This window comes from Burkholderia sp. SRS-W-2-2016, from assembly GCF_001931485.1.
In the GTDB taxonomy this organism is placed as follows: Bacteria; Pseudomonadota; Gammaproteobacteria; order Burkholderiales; family Burkholderiaceae; genus Paraburkholderia.
Map to the genome: position 1 here is coordinate 1 of NZ_MSDV01000070.1, position 13692 is coordinate 13692.

A 13692-nucleotide genomic window follows, 5' to 3' on the forward strand; every position below is an offset into this window, starting at 1 on the left:
CGCCCCCGCCGTCCACCGCGCAGCGCACACCGGTTCGCCAAGCGTCCCGGCCCCAGATAAAATCCCCGCATTCCGCGTCGCCTCACACCGCTGCCCGTCCGGGAACGCGGATTGCTACCACCGCTAGGTTGAGCATCAGACGGTCACGACCAGGCCGTCGTTTTCAGTGCACCTTGAACTACACATCGACAATGACTACCGACGCATCCAACCCGTCTTCCCCGTCCGCAGCGGCGCGGTCTGACGCGGCCCGACCCGACGGGGGCCAGCCGGACGAAATCCGGCGCAACGCGGCGCGACGCAATGTCGAAACCGGCGTGCCCGGCTTCGACGAGATTCTCGGCGGCGGTCTGGTGAGCGGCGGCGTCTATCTGCTGGAAGGGATGGCGGGCGCCGGCAAGACGATCCTGTCGAGCCAGATCGGCTTTCACCGGGTCCGTCAGGGCGAGAAGGTGTTGTACATGACGCTGATCGCCGAGTCGCACGACAAGCTGCTCGGCCATCTGAAAGGTCTGAGCTTCTTCGACGAAACCGCGGTCGCGCAGCAGATGCTGTTCGTGTCCGGCTATCACGAGCTGATGAAGGACGGCCTCGACGGCTTTCTGAAGCTGATCGCGTCGAGCATCTACGACTACCGGCCGAGCCTGATGATCATCGACGGCTTTCGCAGCGCGCGCGAATTCAGCGAAACCGAGCTGTCGCTGTCGAAGTTCATCCACGAACTGAACGCGCTGGTCGCCGCGCTCGACTGCACCACGCTGCTGCTCGCGCCGCTGTCCGGCAACGAGCCGCACCCCGAGCACACGCTGGTCGACGGGCTGATCGAGCTGAACCGCTACAGCGACGGGATGCGCCGCGCGCGCGAAATCGAAGTGCACAAGATGCGCGCGCGCAATCACCGGATGGGCAAGCACTTCTTCCGCATCGCCGAAAGCGGGCTGCTGATGTTCCCGCGGCTCGAAGCGCAGTGCGCCGCGCAGCCCGGCCCGGTCGATTTGAAAGCGCGCCTCGGCTTCGGCTTGCCGCATCTCGACAACCTGCTCGGCGGCGGCTTCGCGCAAGGTTCGACGACCACGCTGATCGGCCCGTCCGGGGTCGGCAAAACGCTGCTGTGTCTGCAGTTTCTGGCCGCCGGCGTCGCGCGCGGCGAGCGCTGCGTGTATCTCGGCTTCTACGAAGGACCGCAGCGGCTGATCGGCAAAGCCGAAGCGGTATCGATCCCGCTCGCCGACGCGTGGCAGGACGGCCGCCTCGTGGTGCGCTGGCAGCCGGCGATCGAACTCGCGGTCGACGAAGTCGCGGCCGACGCGCTCGCCACGGTCCGCGAGACCGGCGCGACGCGCATCGTGATCGACGGGGTCGAAGGCTTCCGCGATTCGGCGCTGCGCACCGAGCGTTTCGGGCTGTTCCTGAACGCACTGCTGCATCAGCTGCGCGAGGCGGCGGTCACGACGCTCGTCACCGAGGAACTGCCGCTCTACGCGGATCCCGGTCACGGCCGCGCCGTACGGGTCTCCGCGCTGACCGAAAACCTCGTGCTGCTGCGCTACGCGGAAACGGAGCACGGCTTGCGGCGGATGATCTCGGTGGTCAAGCAACGCGAAAGCGCGCACGACACGTCGCTGCGCGAACTGGCGATTTCGTCGCAAGGTCTCGACGTGATCGACGGTCCGCCCACGACCGGCGGCTCGTCTTCGCCGGCCGGACTGTCGGCCACGCTGCAAACGCGGCGCCCAACCTAGGCGCCCATGAAAACCATTCTGGTGGTGGACGACGAGTTCGACATCCTGACGGTCTGGCGGCTGCTGCTGGAGCGGCACGGCTATACGGTGCTGACCGCGTCCAACGGCGCGGCCGCGCTCGAGCTGGTGCGCACGAGCCGTCCCGACATCATCGTGTCCGACTGCATGATGCCGGTGATGTCCGGCATCCAGCTGTGCGCGGCGCTGAACGCCGATGCCGAGCTGCGCGAGATCCCGATCATCCTGTGCAGCGCGGCCGCCGACGTGCCCGCGCAACCGAATCCGCACATCGCGTATGCGCGCAAGCCGCTGTCGTTCGACCAGCTGCTGGCGATGCTCGCGCGGATGGGTGCGTAACATCGGCGCCTGATTCGCACACCGCTAACCCGCAACCAGCTTGAGACGCTCGCGCTATTGGTCGAGCGTCGCCAGCGTTCTACGTTTGACCGTCGCCTCTTAAAGTGAGCCATCGTTCGCGCGAAGCAGCAACCCCGCCGCGCGACGCAACTTCAGGAGCCCGGTCATGAACAGCAATCGTGGTGCGAATCCTAGTGCGAACCTTGGTGCGAGTCTTGGTGCGAGTCTTGGTGTAGTCCCTGCTGGCTTCTTCGGGATCGCGGTGGGCGCGCTCGCGTTCGCCAATCTGTGGCGCGTCGCGATCCGCGTGTGGCATCTGCCCGCCATCGCGGGAACCGCGCTGACGGTCGCCGCGCTCGCGGTCTGGCTCGTCGTGCTGGCCGCTTACGCGCACAAGTGGTTCGCGCACACCGCCGAGGCCCGCGCGGAACTCGAGCATCCGGTGCAATCGTCGTTCGTCGCGCTCGGACCGGTGGCGACGCTGCTCGCCGCGCAACTGCTGCAACCGTATGCGCATACGCTCGCGCTGGGGCTGTACGGCGTCGCCACCATCGCGCAACTCGCGCTCGGCGTGTACCTGCACGGCAAGCTGTGGCAAGGCGGCCGCAAGCCCGAATTGACCACCCCGGCGATCTATCTGCCGACGGTCGGCGCCGGCTTCGTCGCCGCGACGAGTTCGGCCGCGTTCGGTTTTCATCAGCTCGGCGAACTGTTTTTCGGCGCCGGCGCGCTGGCCTGGCTCGCGCTCGAATCGATGATCCTGCAGCGCGCCGCCGTGCATGAACCGCTGCCCGAAGCGCTGCGTCCGACGCTCGGCATCCAGCTCGCGCCGCCGGTCGTCGGCGGAGTCGCGTACCTGAGCCTGACCAGCGGCGCGCCCGATCTGTTCGCTTACGCGCTGCTCGGCTACGGCCTGTATCAAGGCTTGTTGCTGCTGCGTCTGCTGCCGTGGATTCGCCGCCAGGCGTTCGTGGCCGGCTACTGGGCATTCAGCTTCGGGGTCGCCGCGCTGCCCACTATGGTGCTGCGCCTGCTCGAACGCGGCGCGACCGGTCCGCTCGAATGGGCCGCGCCGGTGCTGTTTGTCGCCGCGAACGCGATCATCGCGATCCTGGTGGTAAAGACGCTCGGGCTGCTGGTGCAGGGCAAGCTGATTCCGCCGGCGGCGAGCGCGCCGGCCTCGACTGCCGCCGAGGCGTCCACGAACGGTCCGGTCGCGCGCATCGCGGCGAGCCCGCGGGTAGTCCGCGTTCAATAACCACACACAAGGGCGCGAAACAGCCAGCCGAATCGTTTCGGCTCACTAAACAAAGCAAGGCGGCGGCGACGCATCACGCGTCCCGCCGCTTTCGCGCATCTGTCAGAAGCCGTGCAGCGACACGACGATCAGCGCCGCGCCGACGATCGCAACCACGTCCTCGATCAGCGCCGCCGGCGCATCGCGCCCGAACATATTGGCCAGCGCCGCGCGCGCCTTCGCGCCGCCGAGCGTGCCGAGCACCGCGCCGACCGCCCCGACCACCGCGCCCAGCACGCCGACCACCGAGCCGCCCGCCAGCCCGCCATGCGCGCCGCTGATCGCGGCGCCGCTCAACGCGCCGAGGACGATGCGCGCGCCGAATTGCAACGGCACCTTGCGGCTAGGGGTTTCGGGGAGTTGATCGGTGATCAGTTCGATGAACGCCAGCACGGTGAAGATGTATGGCGTGGCGGCGAAGCCGAAGAACGCGAGCGGCGTGCCTTGCAGCGGCAACCACCCGAGCCGCGCGGCCCAGCTGACGGCGGCGGGAGCGGTCATCGCGCGCAGGCCGGCGACGATACCGATGAGCAAGGCCAGAACGTACACGGACATAGTGGACTCCTGAACGAGGGCAATGATGCACGGTTGAACAAGCCGACGTTTCACGTGGACGAACGTCGGCAGGACCTGTCGAGCATTCCATCTGCACAGTCAACTTCTCACCAGCTGCATCGGGGCAAGCCACGTTCGCGCGTTGCTGTTGCTCACGAACGCCGCTTCGTTGCTGCCGCCTCGTCCAGCGCCCGCGCGAAACAGTGCGGGATGGACGGTTGCCTCCGTCGATGCGGCCCCTAGTGTCGCACAGTCGGCGGACACAGACGAGCGCCGACGCGCGCGGGAAGCCGCCACCGATTTTCCGCGCCCAGCCGGCAAACGGTGATAAGTTAGCCGACTCACAAGAAAATCTAATACCTGAACCATGAGACCGTATCTTCCGCTGAATGCGCTGCGCGCGTTCGAATCGTCCGCGCGGCACCTGAGCTTCACGCGCGCCGCGCAGGAATTGAACGTGACCCAGGCGGCCGTGAGCCAGCAGGTCCGCTCGCTCGAAGAGCGGCTCGGCACCGCGCTGTTCAAGCGTCTGCCGCGCGGCCTCGCGATGACCGACGAAGGACTCGCGCTGCGCCACGTGCTGTCCGACGCATTCGATCGCATCGAGGCGGTGCTCAAGCAGTTCGAGGGCGGCCACTTTCACGAAGTGCTGACGATCGGCGTGGTCGGCACCTTCGCGGTCGGCTGGTTGATGCCGCGCCTGAAGTCGTTTCGCGACGCGCATCCGTTCGTCGAACTACGGCTGCTGACCAACAACAATCTCGTCGACCTCGCGACCGAAGGCCTCGACTTCGCGATCCGTTTCGGCGACGGCACGTGGCCCGGCTCGCTCGCGACCCGCCTGCTCGACGCACCGCTCGCGCTGCTGTGTACACCCGAGACCGCCGCGCGCCTGTCACGCCCCGACGATCTGGCCAACGAAACCCTGCTGCGCTCGTATCGCGCGGACGACTGGATGAACTGGTTCGCGGCCGCCGGCATCGCGCCGCGTCCGGTGCGCGGGCCGGTGTTCGATTCGTCGCGGCTGATGGTGGAGGCGGCGATGCAGGGCGCGGGGATCGCGCTCGCGCCGGTGTCGATGTTCGAGCACGAGGTCAACACCGGGCGGCTGGTGCGCCCGTTCGACGTCGAGGTTCATGCGGGGAGTTACTGGCTCACCAGTCTGAAGGGCAAGCCGATGACGCCGGCGATGGTGCTGTTCAGTCAGTGGATCGTCAAGGAGGCGGCCGCCGCGAGCGGCAACTGAGTTTGCACGACTATGCGGCGGTGCGGCAGTGGCCGTTCATCGCCGGCCGTTCGGCTTGCGGCGGAAACACGTTCCACGAGCCGTCGCGATGGCGGAAGAAAAAGATCGATAGCAATCCTTCGGGTTTCAACGCCTGCACGCACACATAGCGATGTTGCGATGCGCGGTGGCAGAACTGGACGACGCGCGCGGGCATCGACGGGGTGGGCGCGAGCCATTTGTCGACGGCCCAGTGCAAGCTCTTTTCTGCGGCAACCATGATGCTCTCCTCGAATCGTCTCGCGCGCGAAGCGCTGTACTGCTCTGTGCTGTGCTGAGTTGCTCTGTGCTGCGTTGCTGGTGCTGCGCTCACGCGATCTGTGCGGCCGAGCCGCTTGCTGCGCCATGCCGTGCGCCGCTTTCGACGAACGCCTTCACGAGGCACAGCAGCGCGCGCATGCCGGCGCGCGGATGGCGCAGGCAGCCATGCACCTGTTCGCTGCGGCTTTCGCCGAGCAGGCACCATGCGCAGAAGTGTTCGCAGTTGTTGGTCAGCAGGCGGTAGCGGTTTTCGCCGAGGCGCGAGCGAGCGCGGCTCACCGCTTCCGCGCCGACGTAGAGCGCGGACGGCGTCGCGCGGATCGACAGCGGATGACCGGCGGCGAAGCGCGCGAGTTCGACTTCCTCGACCGGCCCGCGATGCGCGGAACTGGCAAAGCCAGAGTAATGGACCACGCGGCCATTGCCGACGTAGATGCCGTGATGTTCGTAGCCGTTGCGTTGGGTGACCAGATGCGCGCCGATCGGCAGATCGATCGTCGACGCTTTGGCGGCGGCGGTAGCGCCGGCTTCGGAAGCTTCGTGGCGGGGGTCGAGCGTTGCGGTGTTCATGGCTGGCCTCGTTCGCAAATTCCAACACTGTTGCGACAGCTTTTGCATCATCCGGGCCATGCGCCGAAAAGCCCTTGTTTACGGGGTTTACGGCTTACCGAGCGGTTTCTTGAAGCGGTGCTTGTCAGCGAACGGCCAACAGAATTCGAGGCGATCTGTTGGCGTACGGCAGTCAGTTGAGGGTTGCGATCGCGCCCTCGATCATTGCGCTGCCGCGCCGATCGGCGGCAGTTCCGGCGCGTCGAGTCCGGCGAACGGATCGCGCCACGCGGGGATCTCCATCAGTCGCGCGTGCCACGCTTCGACGCGCGGAAAATCGCCGAGCGGCAGGCCGGCCAGTTCGGCAAACGGCAACACGCAGGCGATGCGGAAATCGGCGTACGTGACTTCGCTGCCGACCAGCCAGTCCCGACCCGCCAGATACTGCTGCAAAATCGCGGCCGACGAAGCGAATTCGTTCAGCCCCGCCTCGACGATCTCGGGCCTGATCGGCCCCAGCCCATAACGCTGCTTGGTCACCCGTTCGAAATGCACGTGATCGCACGCGCGCACGAAATGGGAATAGCCCCAGCTGAGCCAGCGGATCAGGTCCGGCTGCGCGTCGTCGGTCGGCCAGAATTGCGAGCCGGCGAGACGCGCGAGCCGGCACGCGATCGCGTCCGCTTCCCAAAGTGTGGCGTCGCCGTCGAGCAGAATCGGCAAACTCAGATTCGGATTGAGCTTGATGAACTTCTCGCGCTCGCCCGGCGAAAACGGCGACGCGAATTCGAACTCGACCGGCGAGTTCAGATAGCGCGCCACCGCAACGGCAAGACGCGGATTGTAATTGCGGCTGAAATAGAGCTTCATCGCGACCTCGTTCTCAAGGTATCGGTTAGGCTACCTGTCTGAATGATGACGTGATCGAAGCCAGTCGGCGATTCTACTCACAACAATAAAAATAACCATGCGAAATAGATGATCGCCGAAGACGCAGCAAAGTTGTCCGGACAGGCGCTCACCAACGCATTGAAATAGATTGGAATCCCAGGCAGTCGCCACCGATTGACCGTAGAGGCAAGGAGGTCCCGCATGGCCACCACTAGCGGCTCGGCTTCGCCCCGCTCGACACCCGCCATCGCGCTCGCGCTGCAAGGAGGCGGCGGGCTCGGCGCGTATCACATCGGCGCGTACGAGGCACTGGCCGAAGCCGGTCTGCTGCCCGACTGGATATGCGGCACGTCGATCGGCGCATTCAACGCGGCCGTGATCGCGGCAAACCCGCCCGAAGAACGGCTGCAAAAGCTGACCGGGTTCTGGGACGCCATTTCGCGGCCCGATTTTCCGCTGCCGGAGAATGCAACGGTACTGCGCTATCTGCACAACGCGGTCAGCTATGCCGATGCGGTGCTGTTCGGGCAACCGGCGTTCTTCTCGCCGCGCAATCCGTTCGCGCTGTTTCTGCCCGATGCGCCGTCGCAACACGTGAGCTTCTACGACACGTCGCCGATGCTGGCCACATTGCAGCGCTTCGCGACGTTTCCGGTCGGGCGCGACGCGCCGGTGCGGCTGAGCGTCGGCGTCACCGATGTCGAAACCGGCCTGCCGCATTACTTCGACAGCGAGCGCGACAGCATCGAGGCCGCGCATGTACTCGCGAGCGGTTCGCTGCCGCCGGGCTTTCCGGCGACATCGATCGACGGCCGGCTTTACTGGGACGGCGCGTGCGTATCGAATACGCCGCTCGACGAGATCGTCGAGCGCTCGCGGCATGCGCATCTGGTCGTGTTCATGATCGATCTGTGGAGCCTTGCGGGTAAGGCGCCGCGTAACATGAACGAAGTACTCTGGAGAGCGAAACAGATTCAGTATGCGAGCCGCAGCCGTTATCACCTCGATACCGCGGTCGCGTGTACCCGTCTGCGGCAGGCCGAGCATCATCTCGCGACGCGCGACGCGGCGGCGGCCTCGGCGATACCGAAAGCTCCGGTGGTGCAGCGGCTCGACGTTGTCCACGTCGTGTATCGACCGGGCCCCGATCAGGTGCCCGGCAGCGATGCGGAGTTCTCGCGTGAATCGATCGCCGCGCGGCGTGCGGCCGGCTATGCGGACCTGAGCGCGGCGCTGGCCGGGAAACCCTGGTTGACCGAAATGTCGAGCGCGCATCTTGGCGTGACCGTGCATCGGGTCGAGCGTGGGCAGGTGACGACAGAAGCAGCGTGAGCCGCTCTTAATCTCAAGCGATCAGGTCTTCAACGCTTTCACGCACGCTCATTGCCGACCCGCGGGCCCCTCGCGTTTGCGCGGCTGCAACGTGGCCGCCGCAATCCCCGCACCGGCGAATGCACACAGAGCCGATACGAGCGCAACGGCGCGCAGCGCGTCGACGATCGAGTCGGCTTCCGCGCGCGCGAGCGGCGTGTCGCGCGCTGCGTGGCCGGCACCGTTTGCACTCTCCGCCGGCGCGTCCGGCTCCAGCAACTGCCCGCTCTCCCGCTCACTTGCGGGCACCTGCAATGCGTCGAGACGCGCCGCCAGCGCCGCGTGATGCGACCACACGAACACGATGCCGAGCACCGCGATTGCCAGCAGACTCGCCACCCGCGCGACCGCGTTGTTGATGCCGGACGCGACGCCGGCGCGCTCGCGCGGCACCGAGCCCATCACGGTCGTGGTCAGCGGCGCGACGGCGATCGTCATGCCGAGACCGAGCACCGTGAGCGCGGGGAAAAATCCGCTCCAGTAGCCGCCGTGCACGAACGGCAACGCCAGCAGCGCGAAACCGACACCGGCCACCGCCGGCCCGATAGTTAGAAGTGCTCGCGAGCCGAAACGGCTCGTCAGGCCGCCGGTAAAACGCGACAGCAAACCGATCATCACCGGCACCGGCAGCAGCGCCGCGCCCGCTTCGGTCGCGCTAAAGCCGTGCGCGCGAATCAGCGTGAACGGCATGAAAAAGAACGCGCCGCCGAGCCCGAAATAAAGCAGCAGCGTGACGAGATTCGCGCCGCTGAAATCGCGCGAGCGGAACACGTCGAGCGGCATCATCGGGTTAGCGCTGCGCGCTTCGATGAGCACGAACGCGACGAGAATCAGCACGCCGGCGCCGAGCATGCCGAGCACGAACGGCTGCGCAAAGCCGCGCGACGACGCCAGCGTAAGACCAAACGTCAGCGCGCCGAGCCCCGCCGCCGCGCTCAGCGCGCCCGGCCAGTCGAGCGTCCGGGTCGCATCCGCGTTGTGGCTGTTGGGCACCGACGCGAGCGCAAGCGCGATGGTCAACGCGGCGAGCGGCACGTTCAGAAAAAAGATCGCGCGCCACGACCAGACATCGACAAGCCAGCCGCCCGCCACCGGTCCGAGCGCCGACGTGATCGCACCGACGCCCGCCCACGTGCCGATGGCCCGGCCGCGCGCGGCGTCGTCGAACACCGCGCCGATGATCGCGAGGCTGCTCGGCACCAGCAGCGCGGCGCCGATCCCCTGCACCGCGCGCGCGGCGATCAGCGCGGCCGCGTTCGGCGCGAGGCCGCAGGCAACCGACGCCAGCGTGAAGAGCGCGATGCCCGCGATGAACACCGTGCGGCGGCCGAGCACGTCGCCGAGCGAACCGCCGACCAGCACCAGCGAGCCGAGCAACAGCAGATACGCGTTGACGACCCATTGCAGCGCCGCGACGCTCGCGCCGAGTTCGCTCTGGATCGACGGCAACGCCACATTGACGACCGAGCCGTCGATGAACGCCATGCTCGAACCGAGGATCGTCGCGGCGAGCGCGAGACGTTTGCGCCGGCATGGGAAGTCGGTCGTGGCGGGTTGCGCGCGGATCACGAGTTCGTCGCACGGGCTCGCTTGCGCGGAGATTGCGTGCGCGCTATTGCGCTTACTGTCTGGAAAATCCGAGTTGGTCACGTTCGCTCCGATTCGCGTTTCGTTATCCCAATCAATCAGCATTTTGCTGCTTTGTTCGTTATCCCACCGAGCTATCACGGTTGGCCTAACGAAGCTTTTCGGAAGGCCTATTGTCGTCTACGAAGAAGTGCCCGTAACGAATTGAATAACTTCCGAGGAGCGGCCATGCGACTCAAATCCACTACGCTGATTGCGGTATTTTCCGTTTCCGTGGCCGCTACGGCGGCGCATGCGCAAAGTACCGCGGCCACCCGTTCTTTCGGCGATCTGGGTGACACCAGCGATGCGCTCGCCGACAACACGGCGGCGTCCGCGACCAACGGACTCGCATCGATTCTGCAGCGCCTGCAATGCCTGCTGCCGCTGAACCCGCTCGGCAATTCGGCGTCGGTCACGCTGACAGTGAAAAAAGGCGTGTACGGGATCTACAACCCCGAGACCAACGTCTACGACACCGTATCGATGCGCTCGTATAACGGTTGCCCGACCGGGCCGACCATCACGATCAAGCAGGGCGCGACGCTCAAACTGACGCTGAAGAATGCGCTCGGCGCGAACGATCCGCCCGACTTCTGTCCGCCGGACGTCGACCATTCGACGCCGCACTGCTTCAACCATACGAATATTCACACGCACGGTCTGCACGTGTCGCCGTCCGGCAATTCCGACAACGTGCTGCTCACCGTGTTGCCGGGCGCCACGCAAGCGTATTCATACAAAATCCCGGCCACGCATCCGTCCGGCACGTTCTGGTATCACGCGCATCTGCACGGCTCGACCGCGATCGACGTCGCCAGCGGGATGGCCGGCGTATTGATCGTGCGCGGCTCGCGCGCGGCGCGCAACGGTGTCGCGGACGGCAGCGCGGACATCGATACGATCCTGCATCGCCAGCTTTTCAATCTGCCGTTTCGCGAGCACGTGATGCTGTTCCAGCAGATCGAGTACGGCTGCTTCGACAGCGCGAGCTCCGACGTGCCGCTGGCCGACGCGAAGACGTTCGAATGGACCTGCCCGAAAGGCGCCACCGGCGAAATTCGCGGCTACACGAATCAACTCGCGTTCGTGCCGGATCCGCGGCCCGACCATGCGGGACAGTTGAACTCGACATGGGCGATCTCCGGCCGCTATACGCAGATCAACGGCGTCGTGCAGCCGGTGTTCCCGAGTGCGCTTTCGTTCGTGCCGGCCGGCGAGATTCGCCGCCTGCGGATGGTGCATGGCGGCAATCGCGACACGATCAATGTGAAGATCGTGCGCGCGAATCTGTCGGCTCTGGGTCTCGCGGATTCGCAGTCGCTGTCGGCAACCCAGGTCAATACGGCGACCAATAGCGCGGCGAGCAAACTGGTGAACGCGACCTCGAAGACCAGCCAGACCACCACGCTCGATGCGATTTGCAGCGGCGAAACCGTCAAGCAGCTCGAATTCGCCGAAGACGGCATCACGATGCCGGCGATGGTCGAGAAAGACGTCAACTCGATGAACCCCGGTTATCGCAGCGACGTGCTGGTCGCGTTTCCGTCGCCCGGGCTCTATTGCATTCTCGATGAAGCGGCGTCGAGTTCGGCGACCATCAACTTCCGGCCGAACAGTTCGAAAATGAAAGACCGGCGCCTGCTGTCGCTCGCGCGAGTCGGCCCCGGTGTGAACATTCCGAATACCACGGTCGGCGCGCATTCGAAGTACTGGCAGTACATTCGCGATCAATTACTGGCCGCGAATGCGAATCTGGCGCGGCCGGCAAAGGACGACCTCGCTTCGCTGACGCTAAAGGCGTTCGCGCCGGTGGCCGCGGTCGACGGTCCGCTCGACAAGACGGTGCCCGCCACATTCGACATCAACGTCTTCGCGCCGACGCCGCAATTCGTGATCAATGGCAAGCCGTACGATCCCGCGGTGATCGCCTATACCGGCACGCTGGGGCATATCGACGAATGGGATGTGCAGGCGACCCCGCTCGCAACCCACGTGTTTCATATTCACACCAATCCGTTCAAGATCGTCGACATCAAGAACGGCAATACGTCGATCTACGATTCGTCGGGCAATTGCACCGCCGCCGAAATCGCGACCGGCGACGAGGAGTACTGCAATCTGCGCGGCGTGGTGCGCGACACGCTATTCATCAAGGCCGGCTACACGCTGGTCATGCGCACCAAATACGAGGACTTTACCGGCGAGTTCGTCATGCATTGCCACATCCTCGACCACGAGGATCGCGGGATGATGGAGAACGTCAGCATCGTGTCGCCGACCACCGCGCTGCTGCAGCGCATCGCGACGCCGGTCAGGCTCGCCTCCGACAAAGCGGCCGGCTGGTTCAACCAGCTCACCGGCAGAAAGCCCGATCCGACGCAATTGGCGCTGAGCGCCGCGATGTGTTCGTCGAAGTACTTCGCGGCGAAGTGACCGATGACGGCCCAACCCGATGTGTTGGGCCGTACACCTGTTCGCACGCGGATATGTTGGTTGCGGGCCGACCACTCGCGCCGGCCCTGCTAGCGGCAAACCTACGCGAGGCCCGCCGGAGAACGCGCCGCGGCCCGCGCGCAATTGCGCTCCGCGATTGGCACGCGCTTTGCACCATCTCCGGCAGAGTCCATTGAACCGCGCGCGTTGCGTTGTCTACGCGGCCAACCGGAGAACGACATGTCCTGCATCTCGATCAACGACCTCTCGCTGAACCTCGCGCTCGATCGCAAGGCGATGGCGGCGATTCGCGGCGGCGGCGGCGCGCCGTGGGTATATGGCTGGATCCAGCCCTACGTGCCGCAAACGCCGAGCATCGGCCCGGTCGTCAACCTGTACGAAGTCTCCAACAACTTCTACGCGAACCAGATGATCAACCAGTTCCAGTCGGTCGACGTGCGCAACTTCGGCGCGAACTCGAACCTCACTGTGTCGCCCGACGCGCGTACCCGCAACGATTCGGTGTAGACGTTGTGAGCTGCGCGAGCCAATTTCGCTGGACTTCGTGCGCGCGTTCGGACACCGGACACGTGCGCGAAATCAACGAAGACGCGTGTCTCGACCGACCCGAGGACGGCCGCTGGGCGGTCGCCGACGGGATGGGCGGGCACGCGGTCGGCGACGTCGCGAGCCGCGCGGTCATCGACGCGTTGAGCCAGCTCGGCGCATCGCGCAGTATCAGAACGCTGGTCGCCGATGCGCGCACGCGGCTGCAACGCGCGAACCACCAGTTGCGCGACGAGGCCGCGCGCCGCCAGGTGCAGCGGATCGGCAGCACCGTGGTCGTTTTGCTCGCGTGCGATCGCTTCTGCGGCTATCTGTGGGCCGGCGACAGCCGCATCTATCTGTATCGCGCGGGGCAATTGCGGCAATTGACGCGCGACCATAGCCAGGTCGAGGAATTGCGTTCGCTCGGCGTAATCACCGAAGAAGAGGCGCGCCATCATCCGGCGCAGCACATGATTACGCGCGCGGTTGGCGCAACCGATGTACTCGAACTCGACGACGACGCGATCGAAGTCGCCGACGGCGACGTGTTCCTGCTGTGCAGCGACGGCCTGAGTAACGAGCTCAGCGACGACGAGATCGCCGACGTGCTGACCTCCGCGCAGCGCGAGAACGCGTGCGGCGAACTCGTAGAACTGGCGCTCGCGCGCGGCGGGCGCGACAACATCACCGCGGTGGTGGTCGAAGCTCAGGACCCGAATGCGTCGGAAAAGACTTTGTTGAATCCCGCGCCTTGAGCGGTTGTTGAAGCGGGT

13 protein-coding genes are annotated in these 13692 nt (G+C 65.7%); 8 read left to right on the plus strand and 5 right to left on the minus strand.

Features of this window, described 5'->3' with window-relative positions:
* Positions 1–191: 191 nt before the first annotated feature.
* From BTH42_RS28910 to tehA, 3 genes are all read left to right on the plus strand, one after another.
* Positions 192–1742, plus strand: coding sequence for an ATPase domain-containing protein (locus BTH42_RS28910; protein ID WP_256702369.1), 1551 nt, complete (start codon positions 192–194; stop codon positions 1740–1742).
* A 6-nt stretch (positions 1743–1748) separates the two neighbouring features.
* Positions 1749–2099 (plus strand): response regulator, encoded by a 351-nt coding sequence (locus tag BTH42_RS28915; RefSeq protein ID WP_075304606.1) that lies wholly within the window; start codon positions 1749–1751, stop codon positions 2097–2099.
* A 166-nt stretch (positions 2100–2265) separates the two neighbouring features.
* Entirely contained in the window at positions 2266–3357 is a 1092-nt protein-coding gene (tehA, locus tag BTH42_RS28920) for a dicarboxylate transporter/tellurite-resistance protein TehA (RefSeq protein ID WP_075304607.1), read from the plus strand.
* A 102-nt stretch (positions 3358–3459) separates the two neighbouring features.
* Here tehA and BTH42_RS28925 read toward each other — a convergent pair whose 3' ends face one another.
* Positions 3460–3951, minus strand: a complete 492-nt coding sequence (locus BTH42_RS28925) for a DUF4126 domain-containing protein (RefSeq protein ID WP_075304608.1) — start codon at positions 3949–3951, stop codon at positions 3460–3462.
* A 367-nt stretch (positions 3952–4318) separates the two neighbouring features.
* Here BTH42_RS28925 and BTH42_RS28930 point away from each other — a divergent pair, with 367 nt between their 5' ends.
* Entirely contained in the window at positions 4319–5197 is an 879-nt protein-coding gene (locus BTH42_RS28930; protein WP_075304609.1) for a LysR family transcriptional regulator, read from the plus strand.
* A gap of 10 nt (positions 5198–5207) precedes the next feature.
* On the opposite strand, the gene BTH42_RS28935 is transcribed toward BTH42_RS28930, so the two are convergent.
* From BTH42_RS28935 to BTH42_RS28945, 3 genes are all read right to left on the minus strand, one after another.
* Positions 5208–5456, minus strand: a complete 249-nt coding sequence (locus BTH42_RS28935) for a hypothetical protein (protein WP_075304610.1) — start codon at positions 5454–5456, stop codon at positions 5208–5210.
* An 89-nt stretch (positions 5457–5545) separates the two neighbouring features.
* Positions 5546–6067 carry a lecithin retinol acyltransferase family protein gene (locus BTH42_RS28940; RefSeq protein ID WP_075304611.1) on the minus strand — a complete coding sequence of 174 codons (522 nt, stop codon included), beginning with the start codon at positions 6065–6067 and terminating at the stop codon, positions 5546–5548.
* 201 nt (positions 6068–6268) lie between these two features.
* Entirely contained in the window at positions 6269–6916 is a 648-nt protein-coding gene (locus BTH42_RS28945) for a glutathione S-transferase family protein (RefSeq protein ID WP_075304612.1), read from the minus strand.
* 222 nt (positions 6917–7138) lie between these two features.
* Here BTH42_RS28945 and BTH42_RS28950 point away from each other — a divergent pair, with 222 nt between their 5' ends.
* Positions 7139–8269, plus strand: coding sequence for a patatin-like phospholipase family protein (locus tag BTH42_RS28950; protein WP_075304613.1), 1131 nt, complete (start codon positions 7139–7141; stop codon positions 8267–8269).
* Positions 8270–8317: 48 nt separating this feature from the next.
* On the opposite strand, the gene BTH42_RS28955 is transcribed toward BTH42_RS28950, so the two are convergent.
* Positions 8318–10000 carry an MFS transporter gene (locus BTH42_RS28955; protein WP_075304614.1) on the minus strand — a complete coding sequence of 561 codons (1683 nt, stop codon included), beginning with the start codon at positions 9998–10000 and terminating at the stop codon, positions 8318–8320.
* Positions 10001–10123: 123 nt separating this feature from the next.
* Here BTH42_RS28955 and BTH42_RS28960 point away from each other — a divergent pair, with 123 nt between their 5' ends.
* The 3 genes from BTH42_RS28960 to BTH42_RS28970 all read left to right on the plus strand — a co-directional run bounded on the left by BTH42_RS28960 (position 10124) and on the right by BTH42_RS28970 (position 13674).
* On the plus strand, positions 10124–12370 hold the full coding sequence (locus BTH42_RS28960; protein WP_075304615.1) for a multicopper oxidase family protein: 2247 nt from the start codon (positions 10124–10126) through the stop codon (positions 12368–12370).
* Between the two features lie 240 nt (positions 12371–12610).
* Positions 12611–12898 carry a hypothetical protein gene (locus tag BTH42_RS28965; RefSeq protein WP_075304616.1) on the plus strand — a complete coding sequence of 96 codons (288 nt, stop codon included), beginning with the start codon at positions 12611–12613 and terminating at the stop codon, positions 12896–12898.
* A gap of 5 nt (positions 12899–12903) precedes the next feature.
* Positions 12904–13674, plus strand: a complete 771-nt coding sequence (locus BTH42_RS28970; RefSeq protein ID WP_075304617.1) for a PP2C family serine/threonine-protein phosphatase — start codon at positions 12904–12906, stop codon at positions 13672–13674.
* The last annotated feature ends 18 nt before the right edge of the window (positions 13675–13692 follow it).